A 20,708-nucleotide genomic window follows, 5' to 3' on the forward strand; every position below is an offset into this window, starting at 1 on the left:
GGCAAAGGATATGGCAACAAGCCAATGGCGACTAATTGCATCAATCTGTTTTATGGCGTTAGCGGGTTTGAGCGCAAAAGTGGTGGGTGCAGAAACCGATAAACCACCATTTTATCAAGTGCAATGGCAAGGCAAGAGCGCGTATTTGCTGGGTTCGATTCATATTGGACGTGCCGACTTTTATCCTTTACCCACCCAAATTGAAACCGCGTTGGGTAAAGCTAAGGGCTTAGTTGTAGAAGTCGATATCAATAAAGTCGATAGCACAGCCTTACTGCAACAATACGGCCGCGCCGATAAAACTAAGGGTTTAGATTGGCAGAGCCGAGATAAGCAAACGGTCGAGAGCATGACGCCCTATTGCGCGGCCACGGCAAATGTTTGTCAGTCGATACAATCTTTCGCACCTTGGCTGCAGGCTACTCAAGTTAACTTATTGCGTTATAACGACTTAGGTTACAGCACGGATTATGGCGTTGATATGCAGTTGATGGCTCGATATGCGACTTTGCCTGTGTATCCGTTGGAAACCGCCGAGTCACAATTTCAATTGTTAGCGTCTTTTAATAGTCAAGAGCAGTGGTCTATGGTGCGTGAGGCGATTAGCGCATCGGATGCGGAGCTTTTATCGTTAATAACGGCTTGGCGTTCAGGTAATGAAACTGAGCTTGATACAATAATGCAGGAGCAAATGGGCGGCGAGGGCGACACTAAAATGCTAGAGAAAATCCTCTGGCAGCGAAACCATGTGATGGCCGATGGCATTATAAAATTAATGGGCTCGACTGACGTGACTTCACCTTTGTTTGTGGTGGTTGGTGCTGGCCATGTGGTGGGGGATAAAAGTGTGGTGCAATTGCTAGAGCAAGCAGGCGCCAAAGTGAGCGCCTGCTGGAAACAGACTTGTCAGTAATCGTTTAGGCAGCGCGTTTGTAACGACGCGCGTTCACACTGCAAAGCTTTGCCCTAAAAAGTGCACATATCGGCCGAGGGAAATATAGGGTTCGCGTTGCGAGTACTCCAGCTCCATTTGTAGCAGCTTGTGATAGTCGAAATCCGCGGGCTGACTCTTTTTCAAATAGTCGTGGATTACACGCACGCCAGACTGGCTGATGAGTGACATTTGCCATTCGCTAAACCAATCTTTAACTTCTTGAATATAAAGTGGATGAGTAGGAGTTAGTCGCACTTTCTTCTTCACTTTTAAATCAGCGGCGACGTAATCGAAATTGCCCGACACTAAAGCATGAAAGCGCATGGCTTCTTTGTTGTAAAACATCAAAGAGAATAATCCGCCGGGTTTTAGCATAGTAAGTAAACCCGCTACGGTGGGCTTAGCATCCGTTAACCATTCGACGACTGCATGACACAGTATGATATCGAAATAGCCATGGTTATCGACCGATAATGCTTGGATAGGCGCATGGATAAGCTGGATAGCTAATGGTTCAGGGGAGGCATCAATTTGTTCTTTGGCTTGAGCCAGCATCTCAGCAGAGATATCGCAGAGTACAACTTCGTGGCCGAGGCGCGCTAATCTTTGGCTAAAGTAACCAAAACCACCGCCCGCATCTAATACTCTGAGTTTTTTATCCCCCAGTTTTGCCAGCGCGGGGACGAGGTCGCGCCATAGCACTGCGGCACGAATTTCGCCCTTGTGCGTACCATAGATGTTTTTCGCAAATTTTTGCGCGAGCTTATCAAAATTCTTATCTTGCACGTGATAACTAGGTTAAAGAGAGTGGAACGATAGTGTGGCACAGTCGTAAATTTTTCGCACTCTGGAGATGTTATTGCCGAGTTGAGATGGATAAATTTGCATCGTTAATTTTTAATGTATTGATTTTATTAGTAGTAATTATTCCTACTAAACTTAGGGATACACAGAACTCAGTGCTCTGGGTTATAATCACGCCGTTTTCGCCAAACCTGACTCTATATACCCAAGCGACCTGAAGATACGAGTTTCAGAGCGCCTAGGGTGCTTCAATTCAAGGTGCATCAATGACAGAATGTCGGCCACCTTTTGAATTGATGCAACACGGAAGTGAAGTGCCCTAGGCGCTCCGTCCCGGCGGGTTTTAATGCACTTTATGCTGTGTTGGTTATTTTGAACTTAGTCCACTAGGTCCGCAAATAACCGCAATCGCCATGGATGGCGTGAATGCCATTTATGCAGGAGCAATAAAGGGCCTTGCCTAAAGTGCGTTAAATTCCCGCTGAATCCTGCATTTTCAGGTTGTTTGGGTATAGTTGTCCATTCGGAGAGTCAGCATCAGCCCTTATTAAGACGCAGCACTGCCTGTTTTACACTCGTTATCAGCTTGATTGATCAGACGTTACTCGTCTGTGCGGGGTAATTTATGGCAATGTATTTTTGTGCCAAGGGATAGTTAATTAAAAGGTACTCAGACTTGAATAATGCATATTGTGTTGAATTGAACGCGATGCCGTCGCTGTTTTCTCTTTATCGCAAGATCTTCTTTGGCCGTAAGCCTGGTTGGGATCAACAGCCGTTGCCCCACATCAAGGTGACCGCGCCGCATGTGACTGTGTCTGAAGCTAAAGTAAGCCAATATGCGCAGGTGTGTGGTTTTCAATTTGACGGTAAAGTTCTACCGCCAACCTATCTCTACGTGATGGCATTTCGCCTGCATGCGGTGATCTTTACCCACGATGGGATCACTTTCCCACTGCTTGGGATGATCCACCTAAAGAATCGGATTCAAGTGTATCGGCCTGTGACGGTGGACGAGACTTTCTCCCTCGAGTGCGCCTTGACCACGAGCCGCGAGACGGATTCTGGCTTAGAGTTTGAATTTGTGTCTAAGGCGTTTGTCGGTGAAGAACTCGTCTGGGAATCGCTATCCACCTATTTATATCGTATCGATGTTGCTGGGCGTCGCGTTCGCCCACCTAAAGCCATTGATATGGCATGGGAAACACCACAAAGCTGGAGTTTGAGTGAAGATTTAGGTCGTCGTTATGCTAAGGCATCTGGCGACTATAACTTGATCCATCTGCATCCAGTGCTTTCAAAGCGTTTTGGCTTTGATCGAGTGCTCGCCCATGGCATGTGGTCTAAGGCCCGTTGTTTAGCCGAGCTGATGCCAAGTATTGGCGATCGTCCATTCACTGTGGATGTGACCTTTAAGCTACCACTCTTGATGCCTGCCGATGTTGGATTTGGCTATGAGCAGAATGCTAATAATATGGTATTTGAATTACGTGACAGCAAAGGCCGTCGACCTCATTTAAGTGGCGATGTGCAGTTTTAAGCCGCACTCAATAATACATACAACCACGGCGCCTTCTGGCGCCGTTGTTGTTTATGGTTGTTGCTTTTGAGAAACAAAAATCAAGGTACGCTGTGACCCATAGATGCCTACCAGATACTGAACCATTGCTAATGACTGAGCTCGATCTCATTGGCGGCGACGGCGCTCTTGAGCCGCTCGAACGCAGGACAGATTATTTGATGCAGATTAAGGAATCGCTCATTAACCCTTTCGACGGCTATATATCTTAAAGCCAATCACCTAATATCCGCCCTATTCAATGAGTGTTGTGCTTAGCAACCCCTCATACTAAACCAAAGCGTATTTGAAAGGGAGAAATCGACGCATGCTGACAGATATGGATATTTCGAATCGCGCTAGCCTAAAAGACATTAATGAACTGGGCGCCGACTTAGGTCTATTACCCGAAGAGATGATGCAATTTGGTCACACTAAAGCCAAGGTCGAGCTCAGTGTGTTGCAGCGTTTGGCTGGGCAGCGCAAAGGCAAATTGATTATCGTCACCGCAGTCACGCCTACGCCCCACGGTGAAGGTAAAACAGTGACGAGCATTGGCTTAACGCAATCGTTAAATGCCATAGGCAAAAAGGCCTGTGTCTGTATTCGCCAGCCCAGCATGGGGCCTGTATTTGGGGTGAAAGGTGGCGCTGCGGGTGGCGGTTATGCGCAAGTGGTACCCATGCAGGAGATGAATTTGCATCTCACGGGTGATATTCATGCCGTGAGCAGTGCCCACAATTTAGGGGCTGCGGCGATTGCGGCGCGGCTATTTCATGAAGCGCGCTTAGGTAAGGCGGAATTTGAGGCGCAATCTGGGCAAGCGTTTTTGGATATAGATCCCAGTGAGATCCGTTGGCACCGAGTGGTCGATCACAACGATCGCTGTCTTAGGCAAATCCAGGTGGGCTTAGGCGATAATAATGGCCCAGAGTACGCATCCAGTTTTGATATCACCGCCGCCTCTGAGTTGATGGCGATTTTAGCCTTAAGCCATGATTTGGCAGATATGCGGGCGCGGATCGGTCGTCTAGTGCTGGCGTTAAATACCCAAGGGCAAGTGATTACCGCCGAAGACTTAGGTGTCGCTGGTGCGATGACGGCCATCATGGCGGATGCGATAAAGCCGACGTTAATGCAGACTTTAAATGGTTCACCTTGTCTGATCCATGCGGGACCCTTTGCCAATATTGCCCACGGTAATTCATCCATTATTGCTGATGATATCGCCCTCAGACTGGCGGATTTTGTGGTGACTGAAGCTGGTTTTGGATCAGATATGGGCTTTGAAAAGTTCTGTAATATCAAAGTGCGTCAATCGGGTCAGGTGCCCGCTGCCGCTGTGCTGGTCACTACTTTAAAAGCGCTGAAGGCCAATAGTGGTTTGGTGTCTGAGTCAGATATCAATCTACCAGATCATGCTCGACTCGAAGCAGGCTTTGCAAATTTAAACTGGCATATCAACAATGTGGCTCGCTATGGTATTCCTGTGGTGGTTGCCATTAACCGTTTCGCCACTGACACTGATGCCGAGTTGCAATGGCTAACTGAAGCCGTCAACGCGAGCAGCGCCTTTGGCTGTGAGGTCAGCGATGCTTTTAGCCAAGGGGAGGCGGGCGCTGTCGCCTTAGCGCAGACTGTGGTTCGCGCCGCTGAAACCGAGAGTCAGTTCAAGCTGTTATATTCAGATGAAGCCTCATTGGAGGCTAAGTTATCCACCTTAGCCGAGGTGGGGTATGGCGCAGCGGGCGTTAGCCTTTCTATCGAGGCAAAACAACAGGCGCAGCAGCTGACCGTATTAGGTTATGGACATTTGCCCCTGTGTATGGCCAAAACGCCGTTATCTATTAGTCACGATCCTAGCTTAAAGGGCGTTCCTCAGGACTTTGAGATCCCAGTGCGGGGTTTAGTCTTGCATGCTGGTGCGGGGTTTATTACCGCCTTGGTGGGGAATGTGATGACTATGCCAGGACTAGGGCTGAAACCGGGTTACTTAAAAATTGATATTGATGCGCAAGGTGAGATAGTCGGCTTAGGCTAACACTTGATGCAGAGATTTATAGGCCAGAGATAAAAATAAGGGCGAGCTCATTGCAACGCCCTTCTTCTCTCGTTTAACGCTGGTTTAAAGCGATGATTTCGTGGTTTGATAGATATGCACATCACGCTGTGGGAAGGGAATACTGATCCCTTCGGCGTCAAAGCGCATTTTCACTTCGCGGGTAATGTCCCAATATACTTCCCAGTAATCTTCCGGTTTTGCCCAAGGGCGAACGATAAAGTCGACCGAAGATTCGCTCAATAGATGTAGTTTAATCGTCGGTTCTGGCAATGGTTGTACCTTAGGATGCGCTTCGACGATGGACTTGAGAATCGCTTCAGCTTGTTCGATGCTGTCGCTATAACTGATCCCAAAGGTCATATCGACTCGACGTTGATGCTCAGCTGTGATGTTGTTAATTGTGTCACCCCAAATCTTATTATTAGGAATAATAAGACGTTGGTTATCCATGGTTTTAATCGTGGTGGAGACAAGGCTCATGTGACTGACGCGTCCGGTGACGCCAGCGGCGTTGATCAAATCGCCCACATCATAGGGACGGTAAATTAAGATCATCATGCCTGAGGCGAAATTCGACAGGGTATCTTGCAGGGCAAAACCAATAATAACACCCGCGATACCAAAGCCTGCGAGCAAGGGACCAAGTTCGATCCCAAGCTGTGAAAGGGCAATTAACAGCCCGATAGTAAAGACGGCTTTACCTGATAGCGAGGTGAAGAAGTCTTGTAATAACTTACTTAAATTCAACTTAGAATTGCTAACGGTATTTTTCACTATCTGTTTGGCTAACTTGCCGGCGAGACCCGCAATAAACAAGATCAAACAGAAAACAAATAACTTAAACACGACGGTTGGGCCGTGATTAATCGCTTGTTCTTGTGCCGTATTTAGCCACTGCTCAACGAGGCTTGATGCCACATCAAAGTTCAACACATCTTGAGTTATATCACCTGAAACACTAAAGAGTGTCTTTTTCAGCGCGGCGGTATCATGGCCTAAGGCGTCGAGTAGGCTGATGTCGATATTTAAGCTCTGACTATTCTGTGCTAAGCGTTCCTTTAGCATCATTACTTGGCTGGTTTGCGCCGAAGTGACATCTTTACCTGCATTGGTTGCGGTATCGATTGCTGCTTGTAGTTGTTGCTGGGTATAAGTCACTAAACTTTCTAGCGTATCGGCACGTGCTACTAAAATTTGCATCAGTGATTTTTGTGCTTCGCTAATATCTTGGCCAACTTGTTCGAGCCAAGTGAGCGTCTCGAGTTGTTGCTTGTAATAGGTGTCTTTTTCTAATTCGCGCTTTGATATTTCCAGCAGAGTCGCATCATCTGTGCTTGAACCTAATTGCTGTTCCAATTTACTAATGTTGACATCGATATAAGCATCAATTTGTTGGATGTAGTTAAGTTGTCCTTGGATTAATGGCTGCAGAAAAGCCTTGTCGATTGGTGTTGCTTCGAGCAGATCTTTAATCTTATTACGTAACTGTAAGGTTTTGTTTTGAATTCGATATTCAACAATTGTCTTCAATTCGCCTTTGGCATTTTTTAGTTTACGTATATCCGTATCGATAGCCTGTTGCAGCATTGCCAGTTCTGCCTTGAGCGTTACAGGAGTGCTTAATGGGCTTTCGGTTGCAGCGACAGGTTCAGTTTGCGCTTGGGATGAAAGGCTCAGTAGTGGTATTAGCAGGGCAAACACGAGAGCGAGGTAGCGGTGCATAGGAGTGATCTTAAGTAGAAATATGTCTGAGTATGATAGATGTTGCCGGATCTACTGTAAAATATCTGCGAGTGAAATAGCCCTTGGAATTAAACTTTTTTAGGGAAGGGTTGATTTGAGCTTAACCTTGAGTGCGGTGCTTTATCTGCTTTTTCCGACATTTTGGGTATTTACAGGCCGAACTCTAGTCGGTATCTGGTAAACTTGCGCATCGTTATTTAGGAATCGTGTTTTCATGTTGTGTTCCCATTGTAATCAATACATCAAGGTCAGTGACATTAGCCAGCAAAGAGGCAAAGGTTTCGACGCCCAAGTGCGTTGCCCCCATTGTGCGGCTTGGTTAGGCCGCAGCCCAACATTGGCTAAACTCAAGTTATTAGGATTTTATTTGAGTGTGTTTATGGCGGGATACAGTTACTTTGATGCCTCTGTGCGGTATTTTGCGATCCCTGTAATGATTTTTTCGTTGATGTTGTTGTTTGTGAGCCATTTTATGGATCAAGTCATCACCATTGAAGCGCCCGAGCAAGTCGATGATAGCGATCAAAGGCAGAAGTATCGTTAGGCTAATAAGTGGATTCGTTATGGATAGGAAAATCGGCGGTAAATTTTCCAGAGACGAACATCATTTGAGCGCCTTTAGCGGGCGCTCAAAATGCAACGAAGAGGATTTAAGGGGTGAATTGCAGCCGCGCTTAATGAGTCTTTATTTACTGCACGACTTGTTCTTGGCTCGTTAAGGAGTGCTCAACGTAATAAATACCACCAAATATCACCGCGCTGAAGATGACTATCCCTAAGATAAGCCCTAAGTTTTCACGAAAAAATGCTAGCATAATAGTTGCCTTTAGGTGGATAAAACGGAGCCATATCGAGCTTGATTTCGTCATTGTGCTCGCAGACATAAAAACTAAATACACTATAGTTACACTCACTTAAGCTAATCTTAAATGCGTTTTTTACCTGAGTTCTCACAAGTTCCTACCGCTATTGAAACAAGAAGTTATTGGTAAGACTGGGTACCTCAAATATCTTGTAACCTTTTGCAAAGCGATTACCTTATTGCAACTTGCTATGGCACTGACATAGACTTATGCAACTTTTTAACTATGGGGACGACTGAGTGAGACTTAAAAGTCACATTAGACGCACAATTTCGATATGGCTTGCTGCCGTACTGATATTGCTGTCTCTTGCTGCCTCAGCTCATAGTGTGACCCATCTTGATGATGGCGCTAAGACTCACTGTACCCTGTGCTTCCATCAGCACCAACTCAACAAGATTTTATTGACCCATCCGCTGACGCTGAATTTAGCTATACAGCATTTCGATGTGGTCGAATTTATTTTACCTTCCTCTATTTTTGAACACGTCAGTGTTTATCGCAGTCGTGCGCCTCCCTTCGCTCTCTAAATCAACTTAAAATTTTAACTTATTGTATTTCTTGATGACTTAACATCGGTCGTCGAGTGCTAGTTGTATTTTGGAGATATCATGACTGTTTTAAATACCCGAATTTCTTTGGTGGCTTTGGCGTGTGCGCTCGTTTCGCCTAGCTTATTTGCTGAAGACTCGAGCTTGACCAACCCTAATATCAGTGGTGTGCTAAATGGATATTATCAGACGGGAGAACGCCCATTAGCCGAGAGTCCAGATGGCTTTGGTTTAGGTGAAACTGAACTGGCGATGAGTGCCAATATCGATGATATGTTTTACGGTAAAATCACCGCAGTAGTTGAAATGCATGACGGTGAGACTGAACTGAATCTGGAAGAAGCCTTTATTCAAACCATGGCGATGCCAGCGGGGTTTTCTATCCGTGGTGGCCGTTTCTTATCGGACATTGGTTACCTCAATAACCAACACTTACATACTGATTCCTTCACCGACCGTCCTGTGGTTTACCGTGCATTCTTAGGGGGACATTATTTTGATGACGGTATACGTTTTAACTACGTAGCGCCGACGGACTTGTATTGGACAATGGGCGTTGAAGCCTTTAAGGGCGATAGTTTACATGCTGCCGATGAGCATGGTGAGCGTGAGTTTAAGAAGGTCGGCGTTTATACCTTGTACTCAAAAATTGGTGGCGACATAGGCGATAACAGCTCATGGCAAGCGGGGTTGAGTTACTTGCGCAACGAAAATGGCCAAGTGACTGCCCATGAAGAAGGGGAACATGAAGATGAGCATGCCCATGGTGATGAGCACGAAGGTCATAGCCATGCCGCATCTTACACAGGTAAAAATACCTATGGTGCTGATTTTGTGTATAAGTGGGCGCCTAACGGTAACTACAAATATCAAAATCTCACTGTGAGCGGTGAGTACTACCGCGTGAGCGATTTTACACCTATCGATTTACATCCTGAGGATGCACCGAGCCAAGATTACCACCAAGGTTGGTATCTGAGCAGTGTGTACCAATTCACGCCGAGCTGGTCAGCGGGTGTGCGTTATGGTGAAGCTGATACGCAAGAGCTCCATGGCGATCATTTTCATGGGCAAAAGTTGAAGGAATCTGAGGTGAGTTTGGCTTGGCATTCTAGCCACTTCTCGACGGTTCGTTTCCAGTATACCAATCAAAAGGGTACTAACTTCGATGGAATAGAAGACGATAACATCTTCACTATTCAATATATTATGTCTCTGGGGGCTCACGGTGCGCATCAATTCTAATTTAGCTAAATTGGCCGCTGTGGCCTTATCTGTCACTTATACTGGTTTGGCCCATGCCGAGCTGAATGTGTTTGCCTGTGAACCTGAATACGCGGCATTGACCAAGGAGCTTGCTCCAACGGCTAGCATCTATTCGGCAACGACGGCATTACAAGACCCTCACCAAGTGCAGGCGCGTCCGAGTTTGATCGCTAAAATGCGTCAGGCGGATCTTGTGGTGTGCGCAGGTGCCGATCTTGAAGTGGGTTGGTTGCCTATGCTGCAGATGAAGTCGGCAAACGCAAAAGTGCGCTCGACTGAGCAAGGCTTGTTTTTCGCTGCCGATCAAATCGAGACCTTAGATAAACTGGCCAGTGTCGATCGCAGCATGGGGGATGTGCATGCTCAAGGCAATCCACATATTCATTTTGACCCGACGCGACTGTTAAAAGTCGCCACGGCATTGAGTGCGAAGCTGGTTCAGTTAGATCCTGCTGGCGCGGCAGATTATCAACAGTCACTGGCAGATTTTACTACTCGCTGGCAAGCCGCAGTCCCGCGTTGGGAAGCGCAAGCTAAGGGATTACAAGGTAAAAAAGTGATCGCTTACCACTCAAGCTTCAGATACTTATTCAACTGGATTGGTATCGAGCAAGTGGCAGATTTAGAGCCAAAACCGGGTTTAGCCCCCACTAGCGGCCACTTAGCGAGTCTGCTGACGCGCGCCGAGCAGGGGGATATTCTGGCCGTAGTTGTGGCCTCTTATCAGGATGAGCGCGGTGCAAAATGGCTGGGTGAAAAAGCGAACTTGCCCGTGGTAATGCTGCCTATGTCTGTGGGGGGGAATGATAAGAGCCAAGATTTATTTAGCCTGTATGACAGCGTGATTTCCCTCTTAAATGGAGTGAAATAAACCTATGTTTGATCTTGAGCTAATGTCGATTCTGTTACCTGCATTGGCAGCGGGGATCTTAGTGTTGTCGACGCATATTGTACTTGGGAGACAAGTGCTTAAGCGTGGCATCATCTTTATAGATTTAGCGATAGCGCAAGTTGCTGCCTTAGGTGCCATCGTCGCTCACATGGACCACAGATTAGAAGACATGCCGTTTGCTAATGTGTGGATGCCAGCGCTGTTTGCCCTTGCGGGTGCAGGGTTTATCGCTTGGTTAGCTAAGCGTATGGCGGGTGAGTTGGAGGCTATGATTGGCTGCTTTTACGTCTTGTCTGCGGTGGCCGCAATGCTGTTGCTGGCAAACGACCCACATGGCGCCGAGTTGTTAAAGCAATTGATGTCAGGTCAGATCCTGTGGGTGAGTTGGTCACAACTGATTTTGCCGGCCGTAGTGTATTCACTGGTGTTATTAGCGATATTCCTGCGCCCCCAGATGTTGGACGGGGCAGGATTTTATCTGCTATTTGCGCTAGTGATTACCTTATCGGTGGAATTAGTGGGCGTTTATCTGGTGTTCAGTACCTTGATATTGCCAGCTTTAGCGTTGAACAAGTACCGTGGTAAAGGTCGGCTATTTTACGCTTACCTCGTCGGTTTACTGGGCTATGTTTTGGGCTTAGTTCTATCGGCGACCTTAGACCTCCCTAGTGGTGCGGCAATTGTCGCGACTTTGGCCGTGAGTGCCTTAGTGATCCGCTTTGTGTTAAGTAAAGTCTCGCCTCAGGCAACTGAGTCTGAAATCCTACCCAAGCACCACGCTTAGTTCGATATTAATCTTAAAGCCCATCGATACACTGGAGGTTCAGTATATCGATGGGCTTTTTTTGCTTGCTTGTTAGCAAGTCAGCTTACAGATGTAAACAATATATTGAGTCCCAAAGCCATGGTGGCTATACTGTCGCCACTTTTACAGTCGGAGTAAATCGTGCTTTTAATCGTCAGATCAATGTTGTTGGCGGTATCCTTGTTGCTTGCCTTTATTTTTGGTGGCTTAGTGTGTTTATTAAGGCCTCGCCATCGCGACAATGTACATATGTTCGCCAAGATCTTCTCATCGGTTGCGCCAATCCTTGGGATTAAAGTGATTGTTCGCCGGCACGAAGATGTGCAGGACGGCCCGTATATTTTCTTAGCAAATCATCAGAATAACTTTGATCTCTTTACTCACACGACAGCAGTTCCTAAAGGTACAGTGAGTTTAGGCAAGAAGAGTTTGGCGTGGATGCCGCTATTCGGTCAAATCTATTGGTTGTCAGGTAATATTCTTATCGACCGTAAAAACCGTCACAGTGCCTTTGATACTATGGCTAAAACGGTTGAAAAAATTAAGCAGAAGAATCTATCCGTATGGATTTTTCCTGAAGGTACACGTTCGCGTGGTCGTGGTCTGTTACCTTTTAAAGCGGGAGCTTTCCATACTGCAATCGCGGCGGGAGTGCCAGTGGTGCCAGTGGTTGCTTCGTGTCAGAGCCATATTAAGTTAAATCGCTGGAATAACGGTGTCGTCATCATCGATATGATGGCACCTGTGCCGACCGCAGGTTTAGATAAAGCCGATGTGAAAAACTTCTCTGCGCAAATCCATGCCAGCATGTCGGCGAGATTTGCTGAGATAAATCAAGAAGCGGCAGCACTTATGGGTAAAACTCTCGCGAGTGATGACGTATAATGCCAATTTGAGCCAGATTTACCTTAACGGAGACAAATCCATGTCTATTGAAAGTCAGTTAAAAGCCCAACTTGCAGAGAATCGTGACATAGTGCAAGCCCTGCTTGACGATGGCTCAGAGCCTGATGCGGAATATGTTATTGAGCATCACTTTTCATCGACCAATTTTGACCGTCTTGAAAAAGCCGCAGTAGATGCCTTTAAATTAGGTTTTGAGGTAAACGACGCTGAAGAAATGGAACTGGAGGATGGTTCAATTATCTTCTGTTTCGATGCTGTCGCACACCACAAACTGGATGTTGAATTACTGGACAAAGCGGCCGAGCAATTGCTGCAATTAGCGGTAAAGCAGAAAGTGGAATATGACGGTTGGGGTACTTATTTCGTCGGCGATGAAATGGATGACGAAGAAGATGAAGACGAAGAAGATGATGGTTTTCCTCATTAATTCGTTGGTGGATCTCGAGTTTAATCTTCACTTGTTTTAAATAAAAATGCCCATCATTGATGGGCATTTTTATTGGGTATACTTAGGATTTACTTGTTTTACTCGTATGTAAAACACTGCAGTTACGGCCTTTTTGTTTCGCTTCGTACAGGGCTTTATCGGAGCAGGAGATCCAGCTAGAACTGCTGGTAATATGGGAGCCAATTTCACATACGCCTAAACTTACCGTCACAGTAATCTTAAGGCTTTCATACACTATGACGGATGCGGCGATTTTCTCCCTGAGTCGCTCGGTAAAGTTCATCGCATCTGCGCCGCTGGTTTTAGGCAATACAACCGCAAATTCTTCGCCGCCATAACGTCCTGCACAGTCGGTATCACGTAAGGATTGGCTGAGTAAGTGCGCAATATGCTGAATGACTTTATCACCCGCCACATGACCATAGCTGTCGTTGATATGTTTAAAGTTATCGATATCTATCATGGCTAAACTTGCTATACCTGAGTAGCGGGCATACAAGTCGTACTCGTGGTCTAAGCACTCTTGCCAATGACGACGATTATGCAACTGAGTTAGACCATCTGTTTGGCTAAGGCGTTCGAGTTGCTCGTTGGCAGCTTTAAGTTGCAATTTGTTGATGGCGATATCTGTCACGTCATAAATAATCACACTGATATGGGTCACTTGTCCCGTGAGCGATGCCAGCGGCAGCAGGGTCACGTTCTGGTACATATAGTCTGCACGGCCTGTAATCGGGCGATAGTTTTTAAATTGGAAAACGTACGGCCGTTGTTCCCAGCTGATAAAGGCTCGGTTTTTAAGCATAAAAACCGATTCCATTTTCTGCTTTAACCAAGTGGCAGGCAGATCGGGGAAGCGGGTAAATAGGTTTTGACCTTTGATCGAATTAGGGGAAACACCACTGTGATTCTCCATAAAACCGTTCCACAGCTGGATATTGTAATGGCGATCTAATACCACTAATCCCACCTCTATGGTTTGCACCATATCGATGAGCCAGTGTAGTTCGTTCATTGCGCTTTGGTCATTTGACATAGGATAAAATCCAACTGGTTAATCGAGTAAATAGCCGAGTTTATAGCTAAGTGTGGGGATAGAATCCTCGGTGAAGAGCAGTAGCAAATCGCATTGAATATTATAATCTTCAATCCGATAGTTGATCTCCATTGCCAAAGTTCGGTGCCATTTCTCTGAATTATCATGGATCAGATCGTTAACCGTGCAGTGCCGTCCCAGCACGACAGGGTGAGCCTGACTAAATTTCATGTCGAGCTGTTCAGAAATGCCGTTAAGGAAAGCGCCTATCAGTACGTTTCCAGTATCGATCAGGACTTCTATCTCAGTATTTTTGTCTTCTGGATTAGCTAATCCCATCAACTTGGCCATGTCTTTAAAGCTGGAATCATGGAACAAGAGCAGGGCCTCTCCCGCAATACCCGCACCGATAAAACCTTGGCAGAGTGCGGATACGGTTGAGCTTTCTTCCGTGGCTTTGAGCGCCATGGTTAACTCACTGACTTCAAGCACGTTCACATTAGGGATAGGTAGTAATACGAATACATCGAGTAACTTAGCTAACAGATCGGCGGCGCGTCCCATGGCAACGTTGGCTATTTCTTGGCAAGCGTCGCGCATGTCGACTTTGATCATCGGGACTTCATCGGTGAGATCTTTCTGCGTCAGCGTTAAGATGCCGTAATCTTGCAAAATGTTGCTGATGGCATCGGCGCTCACCGGTTTTTGAATAAAATCTAACGCACCCAAGGCTTTAACCCGCTCGTGAGCTTTGATTTGAATATCGCCGGATACCACAATAATCAGCGCGGGTAAGTCCTGTTGCTGCACGGTTTGCAGTACTTCATAACCGTCCATTACAGGCATGTTGAGATCGAGAAACACCACTTCGCCTTTTCCAGCGCGGATGGCATCAAGGCCTTCGGCACCATTGGTCGCATAAGTTATTTCCACATCCCACTCTTTGGGAAGTGTGCGGGCCATTTGCTTACGTGCCATGGCGGAATCGTCACAGATGAGTACAGATATTGACATGCTGACTAGTGATCCTTATTTGCCCATTTATTGAAGATAACACTTATTTTTTAGGTCTGACTGACGAATTGCGTTCTTCGGGCAAGTCTGATTAATATCTTTTATATGTAACTTATAGATATCATTGATAAATTTATATTTTTTGGTGGCATTAAAATTTGAATCATTGTTGAATCAAATCATGCTGAATCTTAAATCGAACTGGCTAATGTTGAGTAAATAACAAGGATATAGTGACTAAAAAAGGACTATAGAATCCATATATTGCTGCCCAATCATCCTTCGCTGCAGGTAGCATTGCGATACTGGTGTCGATTTTTAGCAGTTAAATAGCTAGCAGTTAAATAGCTAGCGGTTAAATACGCTTAATTATTGAGCTTGCTAAGGCTATCTAATCGAAAAATACATTAGGATTACTGCACGTAGTGATGACAGCCTAACATAAGTTACCTTCAATCCATGATGGAATTGGCAATATTTTGACTTAAGTCAAAAAACAGGCTCATGTTATATCTTTTAGTGAATTATGCCAAACGTGTTAACATTTATTCTGGACTGACCAGTAACGGAATATTTCATGAGTGGCCAAAGTGTACAAGTTAAAATCGATGATGGCATCGCCTACGTGTTGCTTAATCGTCCTGAAAAAATGAATGCTATTAACTATTTAATGTTTAGTGAGCTTGACTGCGCGATTAAAAGTATTAAATCCAATCGTGCGGTGCTAGCCGTGATCCTCTCGGGAGCGGGTGGGCATTTTAGCTCTGGGCTCGATGTTAAAAGCGTCATGTCGGCACCGATGCAGGCAGTTAAGTTACTGTTTAAGGGCTTACCGGGGAATGCGAATTTGGCACAGCGGGTGTCACTAGGTTGGCAAACCTTGCCTGTGCCAGTGATTGCCGTGCTTGAGGGCTGTTGCTATGGCGGCGGTATGCAGATCGCTTTAGGCGCAGATGTGCGTATTGCTAGCCACGACAGTAAGTTATCTATCATGGAAGCGAAATGGGGACTTGTGCCGGATATGGCGGGTTTAGTCGCATTAAGGCAAATTATGCCTAAGGATCAAGCCATGTTACTTAGCCTGACGGCAAAAGTGCTTGATAGTCATGAAGCGCTAGCTTTAGGACTCGTGACACAAGTGAGTGAGACGCCCATGGAAGCCGCTGAGCAATTGGCGCGGCAACTGATGCAAACCTCACCGGATGCAGCTGCGGCCATCAAACTTAGCATTAATCGCAGTTGGACTGCTTCTATCCGTAGCCTGCTGTGCCGCGAGTCTATTAGTCAGATTCGGTTATTGTTAGGCAAAAATAGCAAGATAGCGGCGACGCGTCAGCTGAAAGATCCGCAGAAACCCTATCGGGATCGCCAATCGGGTTGGTAATGCTATTTTGTCTGAATTAGCTTGAATCGCCGTTTTTAATGCGCGCCGCTCATTCGGGCAGAAAAGCCTTTAATCGCATTTAAGCAATTCTGCCATGCGCTCTCGTTATCTAAATTGAGCGCTAGGGTAGTTTGGCGATAGTTAGGGCTTTCTAAGGTCACCGCGAGTTTTTTGCGATTGTCGGCCGTCTCCAATGAGGCTGGGTGACCGTCTGGTGATTGAATATCTAAAATGGGCAGCGTAAGTTTTGCCAGTTGCTCCGCGAGTGCTTGATTACGCTGTTCGTCTTCTCGATAGGGATTGATGACAATCAGCACATCGGGATCGGCAATCTTCTTCTGGCTTAATAGGCTAATCAATAATCCTGCACTTTGGTCTGCGGTGATCAAAATACGTTTTCCCGCATAATCTGCACCGACGGCATCTAACTGCGACATGCTTTTGACTAGAAAATCTTCCTGCTCTTGCAGATGCTTGCTGTTATCTTCGGGCTTGATTTTAGGGCTTGGTTTGTTGGACGGTGAGCTTAATTGCGCGGCGCCAGGCGAGGTCACTTCAGTGGCGGCGGTGGCAAAGTTAGCTGCGGGCATTTCTGTTGGCGGAGTTAAACTTAAGCTGGCCCAACCAGCAGGATTGATATTGCGGCGTACAAACGCCATCAATCCAGGCGCGTCTGCGGTACCATTGGTGGCGGGCAGGATTATCGCCGCACCAAGTTTCTTTTTACCTTCCCATGGTCGCACTAACAAATCGTAGGGCTGATTATTAATCGTGATTTGTTTAATTTCATTTGTGGGTAGATAGCTGTTATTCGACTTTTTGGCACTGATTTCGGCTGGCGCGGATGTTGGCGGAGTTGTTGTCGTGTCTGCCGCGTGGGTAGCGATGGTTGTGATGCCGAGAATGAGGCAAAAGAGGAGTGAAAGAATGCGCGGCATAGAATTGATAACCACCTGTGTAGTCTCATAAATTCATCAGTGTTTGAGTATAACCTGAACAATTACCAAAAAGTGAATTTTCCTCGCCAAAGAATTGCACCTGTCATTTAGTATAAAAAGCCACTTGTAATAAAAGGCCACTTGGAATCGAAAGCCACAGGGCATAAAAAAGCCCAACGCTGAGGCTGGGCTAATTGATTGAAACCTGCTGTTCCGCTTGGGTCTATACGTGGCTGACGAGGACCATACGGATCGCATCGAGTTGTAACTGGCTGGCATCCAGATAAGTGTTTAACTCTTGCATCTGGTTGCGCAGGTATTCCAATTCTTCCTCACGGATATTGGGGTTCACAGCTTTAAGTGACTCTAAACGATCAAGCTCTGCGCTCAGTTGCTGAGTCATTTTCTCTCTGGCTTGGGCGACCATCTCATCGACAACCACTTGAGCATATTCTTCACCCTTAGCAAATAACGGATGCAAAATAGGCTGAGATGCCGTGACTAACTTGCCGCCAATGTGACGATTCACCGCGCTTAATTGCTTATCGAAACTGGCGTAATCCACCTTAGCCGATAGGTCGTTACCGTTTTTATCCAACAACACGCGAATGGGGGTAGGCGGTAAATAACGGTACAGCTGGCTTGACTTAGGTGCTGAAGCATCGGCCATGTAGATGAGTTCTAAGAATAAGGTACCTGCTGGCAGGGCTTTATTCTTCAGAATCGCGACGCTGGTGGTGCCAGTTTCAGAACCAGTGATCAGATCGAGTCCCGTTTGCACCAGCGGATGCTCTTGGGTGATCAGCGCAATATCATCGCGTGATAACGCTGTGTCACGATCAAAGGTTACCGTCACGCCATCTTCTGGCAAGCCAGGGTAAGTTGGGAACATCATGTGCTCACTCGGGCGTAGAATAATCGAGTTTTCACCCTTATCTTCTTGATCAACACCGATAATATCCCACAGACGGATCACTGAGCCGATTAAATGAGTATCACCGTCACTTTGGGCAAGGCGGTTGACGATTGCCAGTGCCTTCTCGCCGCCGTGTGAGTTGATTTCCAGCAGCTTGTCGCGGCCTTGCTCCATGGCGTGCTTGAGTTCTTTATAACGGCTCTGGGTGTGATTGAGCAGGTTTGTCAGCTCATCGCTGTCATCACCCACAAGCACGTTTAGCAGATCTTCGGCAAATTCACTGTAAAGCACATGACCACTCGGACAAGTGAGTTCAAAGGCGTTCAGCCCTTGGTGATACCACTGCATCAAACGTTCTTGGGCGGTATCTTCAAGGTATGGCAAGTGAATTTGGATATCATTTTTCTGGCCGATACGGTCTAAACGACCGATTCGCTGTTCCAATAGATCGGGGTTTAGTGGCAGATCGAACAGCACTAAGTGGCTGGCAAACTGGAAGTTACGACCTTCAGAACCAATTTCAGAACAGATCAGCGCCTGTGCGCCGCCTTCCTCTTGGGCAAAGTAAGCGCCGGCTTTATCGCGCTCGATAATCGACATGCCTTCGTGGAATACCGTTGCTTGAATCCCTTCGCGGGTACGCAGGGCTTCTTCTAGGCTAAGGGCCGTTTCCGCTTGGCTGGCGATGATCAGCACTTTTTTGCTGCGGTGTGATTTTAAGAACTCGATTAACCAATCCACACGGGGATCGAACTTCCACCAACTGGCGCTGTTATCTTCAAATTCTTGATACAGTTTTTCAGGGCTTAGGGCTTGCGCCGCTTTCGCCTCTAATGACTTGTGTCCGCCCATCATGCCGCTGACGCGTGCGGCTGTTTGATATTGATCTGGCATGGCGTGTGGGTAAGCGTTAAAGAAACGCTTTGGAAAGCCTTTTACTGAGGCGCGGCTGTTTCGGTATAACACGCGGCCAGTACCGTGACGGTCAAGTAATTCTTGCAGTAATTCGCTGCGGGCGGCCTGTTGTACTTCGGCATCAATACCCTCGGCTTGGATTAAACGAATACTTGGGCTGATGTCTTTCTCGCCCAGTAATTCGGTCAAGCTGTTGATGGCTGCATCGGGTAATTTAGCGTTACCAGCCAAGGCTTCGGCGGCAATGGCGACGTCTTTATAACTGTCTTCTTCAGCTAAGAAAGCATCGTAATCGTAGAAACGATCCGGATCGAGCAGACGCAAACGGGCGAAGTGACTCTCATGGCCGAGTTGATCGGGTGTTGCGGTTAACAGCAAAACGCCTGGGATGACTTCGCTTAATGCTTCAACCACTTGATAGGCGCGGCTTGGCGCTTCTTCGGTCCATTCTAAGTGGTGCGCTTCGTCAACCACTAACAGATCCCAATCGGCATCTAGGGCTTGATCAAGACGTTTTTTCTTACGCAGTAATTCGAGTGAACAAATCACTAACTGTTCTGTGTAGAAAGGATTGTCATGATCGGCATAGGCTTCCACACAACGGTCTTCATCGAATACCGAAAAACGCAGATTAAAGCGGCGCAGCATTTCCACTAACCACTGATGGCGCAGAGTATCGGGCACGATAATCAGAATGCGTTCGGCGCGGCCGGTCAGCAGTTGTTGGTGAATAATCAGACCTGCTTCAATGGTTTTACCTAAACCCACTTCATCGGCTAACAGTACACGCGGTGCATAGCGACGGCCGACTTCATGGGCAATCCACATTTGATGTGGAATAAGTCCAACACGTGGACCTTGCAGACCCAGCAAATCCGATGAGGCCAGTTTGTGGCGCAACATTTGGCATTGATAACGCACACCAAAACGGTCGAGGCGATCGATTTGGCCAGCAAATAAACGGTCTTGGGGTTTGTTGAAACGAATATTGTGGTTCAGCAGGGTTTCACGCAGGGTAGCTTGCTCGCCTGTCTCACTGTGAATGCCGTGATAGATCACTATCCCGTCTTTCTCGGTCAATTCACTGACCGCAAGGCTCCAGCCTTCATGGCTTTCAACCGAATCGCCGGGATTGTATATAACGCGTGTCAGAGGGGCTTCTGCTCGGGAGAACATGCGGTTCTCACCCGTGGCAGGGAATAATACAGTGACCATACGGCCTTCTACTTGAACCACAGTTCCTAAACCAAGCTCTGACTCGGTATCACTTATCCAACGTTGACCTAAGGCGAACGGCATCTTAAATTCTCATTTCTAGGCGGACTCTAACAAAGGGCGCGTATGTTATACCAATACTCGTGATATTTAAATCGCCCTCTCACCCGTTAGAGCCTAATTCCCAGAGTGCTAGATTACAAATTGTACAAGCGACAAAATTGTCATGTCAGTACATGAAACTGTCACGCTAATGTCACATCCGCGGTTATACACTGCTTCGAGTCTGTAAGGTAAACAATGGTTGCTGTATTGTTATCTTGTGAGTTTGGTGCCAATATCAACTTAAGGTTTAAGTGCGAGTAAAGTGCTATCAACTTGAACCTTATGATCATTCTTTGCCATATGCTTAGCCAGTAATAGGAGCCGTGTAACTTTTATTGAGACTCAAAAGTGTG

18 protein-coding genes are annotated in these 20,708 nt (G+C 46.6%); 11 read left to right on the forward strand and 7 right to left on the reverse strand.

All coding sequences use genetic code 11. The features are described 5' to 3' along the window. Positions 1-10 precede the first annotated feature (10 nt). On the forward strand, positions 11-913 hold the full coding sequence (locus tag AAA952_RS14940; RefSeq protein WP_338258174.1) for a TraB/GumN family protein: 903 nt from the start codon (positions 11-13) through the stop codon (positions 911-913). Between the two features lie 33 nt (positions 914-946). Here AAA952_RS14940 and AAA952_RS14945 read toward each other — a convergent pair whose 3' ends face one another. Continuing rightward, positions 947-1,720 (reverse strand): methyltransferase domain-containing protein, encoded by a 774-nt coding sequence (locus tag AAA952_RS14945; RefSeq protein ID WP_338258177.1) that lies wholly within the window; start codon positions 1,718-1,720, stop codon positions 947-949. Positions 1,721-2,447: 727 nt separating this feature from the next. On the opposite strand from AAA952_RS14945, the gene AAA952_RS14950 reads away from it, so the two are divergent. Together AAA952_RS14950 and AAA952_RS14955 are read left to right on the forward strand one after the other, a co-directional pair. Then, a complete protein-coding gene (locus AAA952_RS14950; RefSeq protein WP_263206575.1) occupies positions 2,448-3,278 on the forward strand; it encodes a MaoC/PaaZ C-terminal domain-containing protein in 831 nt (276 codons plus the stop codon). Positions 3,279-3,624: 346 nt separating this feature from the next. Further along, positions 3,625-5,337 carry a formate--tetrahydrofolate ligase gene (locus AAA952_RS14955; protein ID WP_338258179.1) on the forward strand — a complete coding sequence of 571 codons (1,713 nt, stop codon included), beginning with the start codon at positions 3,625-3,627 and terminating at the stop codon, positions 5,335-5,337. An 84-nt stretch (positions 5,338-5,421) separates the two neighbouring features. Here AAA952_RS14955 and AAA952_RS14960 read toward each other — a convergent pair whose 3' ends face one another. Further along, entirely contained in the window at positions 5,422-7,080 is a 1,659-nt protein-coding gene (locus tag AAA952_RS14960) for a mechanosensitive ion channel family protein (protein ID WP_338258181.1), read from the reverse strand. 235 nt (positions 7,081-7,315) lie between these two features. On the opposite strand from AAA952_RS14960, the gene AAA952_RS14965 reads away from it, so the two are divergent. Beyond that, positions 7,316-7,645: a hypothetical protein gene (locus AAA952_RS14965; RefSeq protein WP_263167869.1), complete on the forward strand. Its 330-nt coding sequence runs from the start codon at positions 7,316-7,318 to the stop codon at positions 7,643-7,645. A 145-nt stretch (positions 7,646-7,790) separates the two neighbouring features. Here AAA952_RS14965 and AAA952_RS14970 read toward each other — a convergent pair whose 3' ends face one another. Further along, entirely contained in the window at positions 7,791-7,916 is a 126-nt protein-coding gene (locus AAA952_RS14970; RefSeq protein WP_105250299.1) for a hypothetical protein, read from the reverse strand. Positions 7,917-8,203: 287 nt separating this feature from the next. Here AAA952_RS14970 and AAA952_RS14975 point away from each other — a divergent pair, with 287 nt between their 5' ends. The 6 genes from AAA952_RS14975 to rraB all read left to right on the forward strand — a co-directional run bounded on the left by AAA952_RS14975 (position 8,204) and on the right by rraB (position 12,811). Next, positions 8,204-8,494 carry an ABC-type zinc uptake system zinc chaperone gene (locus tag AAA952_RS14975; RefSeq protein WP_168827349.1) on the forward strand — a complete coding sequence of 97 codons (291 nt, stop codon included), beginning with the start codon at positions 8,204-8,206 and terminating at the stop codon, positions 8,492-8,494. A gap of 81 nt (positions 8,495-8,575) precedes the next feature. Continuing rightward, a complete protein-coding gene (locus AAA952_RS14980) occupies positions 8,576-9,760 on the forward strand; it encodes a hypothetical protein (protein ID WP_131523951.1) in 1,185 nt (394 codons plus the stop codon). Beyond that, positions 9,744-10,652 (forward strand): metal ABC transporter solute-binding protein, Zn/Mn family, encoded by a 909-nt coding sequence (locus AAA952_RS14985; RefSeq protein WP_263139830.1) that lies wholly within the window; start codon positions 9,744-9,746, stop codon positions 10,650-10,652. Before AAA952_RS14980 ends, AAA952_RS14985 begins: the two co-directional genes overlap by 17 nt. A gap of 4 nt (positions 10,653-10,656) precedes the next feature. Beyond that, positions 10,657-11,457: a metal ABC transporter permease gene (locus AAA952_RS14990; protein ID WP_173496258.1), complete on the forward strand. Its 801-nt coding sequence runs from the start codon at positions 10,657-10,659 to the stop codon at positions 11,455-11,457. Positions 11,458-11,619: 162 nt separating this feature from the next. Beyond that, positions 11,620-12,363: a 1-acylglycerol-3-phosphate O-acyltransferase gene (locus AAA952_RS14995; protein ID WP_105250295.1), complete on the forward strand. Its 744-nt coding sequence runs from the start codon at positions 11,620-11,622 to the stop codon at positions 12,361-12,363. Between the two features lie 40 nt (positions 12,364-12,403). Next, positions 12,404-12,811, forward strand: a complete 408-nt coding sequence (gene rraB, locus AAA952_RS15000; protein ID WP_113939164.1) for a ribonuclease E inhibitor RraB — start codon at positions 12,404-12,406, stop codon at positions 12,809-12,811. An 82-nt stretch (positions 12,812-12,893) separates the two neighbouring features. On the opposite strand, the gene AAA952_RS15005 is transcribed toward rraB, so the two are convergent. Next, positions 12,894-13,868 carry a sensor domain-containing diguanylate cyclase gene (locus AAA952_RS15005; protein ID WP_338258190.1) on the reverse strand — a complete coding sequence of 325 codons (975 nt, stop codon included), beginning with the start codon at positions 13,866-13,868 and terminating at the stop codon, positions 12,894-12,896. An 18-nt stretch (positions 13,869-13,886) separates the two neighbouring features. Further along, positions 13,887-14,882 (reverse strand): response regulator, encoded by a 996-nt coding sequence (locus AAA952_RS15010; protein WP_338258191.1) that lies wholly within the window; start codon positions 14,880-14,882, stop codon positions 13,887-13,889. A 577-nt stretch (positions 14,883-15,459) separates the two neighbouring features. On the opposite strand from AAA952_RS15010, the gene AAA952_RS15015 reads away from it, so the two are divergent. Further along, positions 15,460-16,266 (forward strand): crotonase/enoyl-CoA hydratase family protein, encoded by an 807-nt coding sequence (locus tag AAA952_RS15015; protein WP_338258193.1) that lies wholly within the window; start codon positions 15,460-15,462, stop codon positions 16,264-16,266. Positions 16,267-16,301: 35 nt separating this feature from the next. On the opposite strand, the gene AAA952_RS15020 is transcribed toward AAA952_RS15015, so the two are convergent. Both AAA952_RS15020 and rapA read right to left on the reverse strand, forming a co-directional pair. Continuing rightward, positions 16,302-17,204, reverse strand: coding sequence for a DUF3530 family protein (locus tag AAA952_RS15020; RefSeq protein WP_338258195.1), 903 nt, complete (start codon positions 17,202-17,204; stop codon positions 16,302-16,304). 223 nt (positions 17,205-17,427) lie between these two features. Beyond that, positions 17,428-20,334, reverse strand: coding sequence for an RNA polymerase-associated protein RapA (rapA, locus tag AAA952_RS15025; protein ID WP_338258197.1), 2,907 nt, complete (start codon positions 20,332-20,334; stop codon positions 17,428-17,430). Between the last annotated feature and the right edge of the window lie 374 nt (positions 20,335-20,708).

The sequence above is a fragment of the Shewanella sp. M-Br genome (assembly GCF_036245925.1).
GTDB classification, from domain to species: Bacteria; Pseudomonadota; Gammaproteobacteria; order Enterobacterales; family Shewanellaceae; genus Shewanella; species Shewanella oncorhynchi.

Bases quoted from the DNA above. Each gene is read 5' to 3' on its own strand.
- AAA952_RS14965 (WP_263167869.1), top strand. From the start codon at position 7,316: ATGTTGTGTTCCCATTGTAATCAATACATCAAGGTCAGTGACATTAGC.
- AAA952_RS14980 (WP_131523951.1), top strand. From the start codon at position 8,576: ATGACTGTTTTAAATACCCGAATTTCTTTGGTGGCTTTGGCGTGTGCG.
- AAA952_RS14990 (WP_173496258.1), top strand. From the start codon at position 10,657: ATGTTTGATCTTGAGCTAATGTCGATTCTGTTACCTGCATTGGCAGCG.
- AAA952_RS14970 (WP_105250299.1), bottom strand. From the start codon at position 7,916: ATGCTAGCATTTTTTCGTGAAAACTTAGGGCTTATCTTAGGGATAGTC.
- AAA952_RS14940 (WP_338258174.1), top strand. From the start codon at position 11: ATGGCAACAAGCCAATGGCGACTAATTGCATCAATCTGTTTTATGGCG.
- AAA952_RS15020 (WP_338258195.1), bottom strand. From the start codon at position 17,204: ATGCCGCGCATTCTTTCACTCCTCTTTTGCCTCATTCTCGGCATCACA.
- AAA952_RS15005 (WP_338258190.1), bottom strand. From the start codon at position 13,868: ATGTCAAATGACCAAAGCGCAATGAACGAACTACACTGGCTCATCGAT.
- rapA (WP_338258197.1), bottom strand. From the start codon at position 20,334: ATGCCGTTCGCCTTAGGTCAACGTTGGATAAGTGATACCGAGTCAGAG.
- rraB (WP_113939164.1), top strand. From the start codon at position 12,404: ATGTCTATTGAAAGTCAGTTAAAAGCCCAACTTGCAGAGAATCGTGAC.
- AAA952_RS14950 (WP_263206575.1), top strand. From the start codon at position 2,448: ATGCCGTCGCTGTTTTCTCTTTATCGCAAGATCTTCTTTGGCCGTAAG.
- AAA952_RS15015 (WP_338258193.1), top strand. From the start codon at position 15,460: ATGAGTGGCCAAAGTGTACAAGTTAAAATCGATGATGGCATCGCCTAC.
- AAA952_RS14955 (WP_338258179.1), top strand. From the start codon at position 3,625: ATGCTGACAGATATGGATATTTCGAATCGCGCTAGCCTAAAAGACATT.
- AAA952_RS15010 (WP_338258191.1), bottom strand. From the start codon at position 14,882: ATGTCAATATCTGTACTCATCTGTGACGATTCCGCCATGGCACGTAAG.
- AAA952_RS14960 (WP_338258181.1), bottom strand. From the start codon at position 7,080: ATGCACCGCTACCTCGCTCTCGTGTTTGCCCTGCTAATACCACTACTG.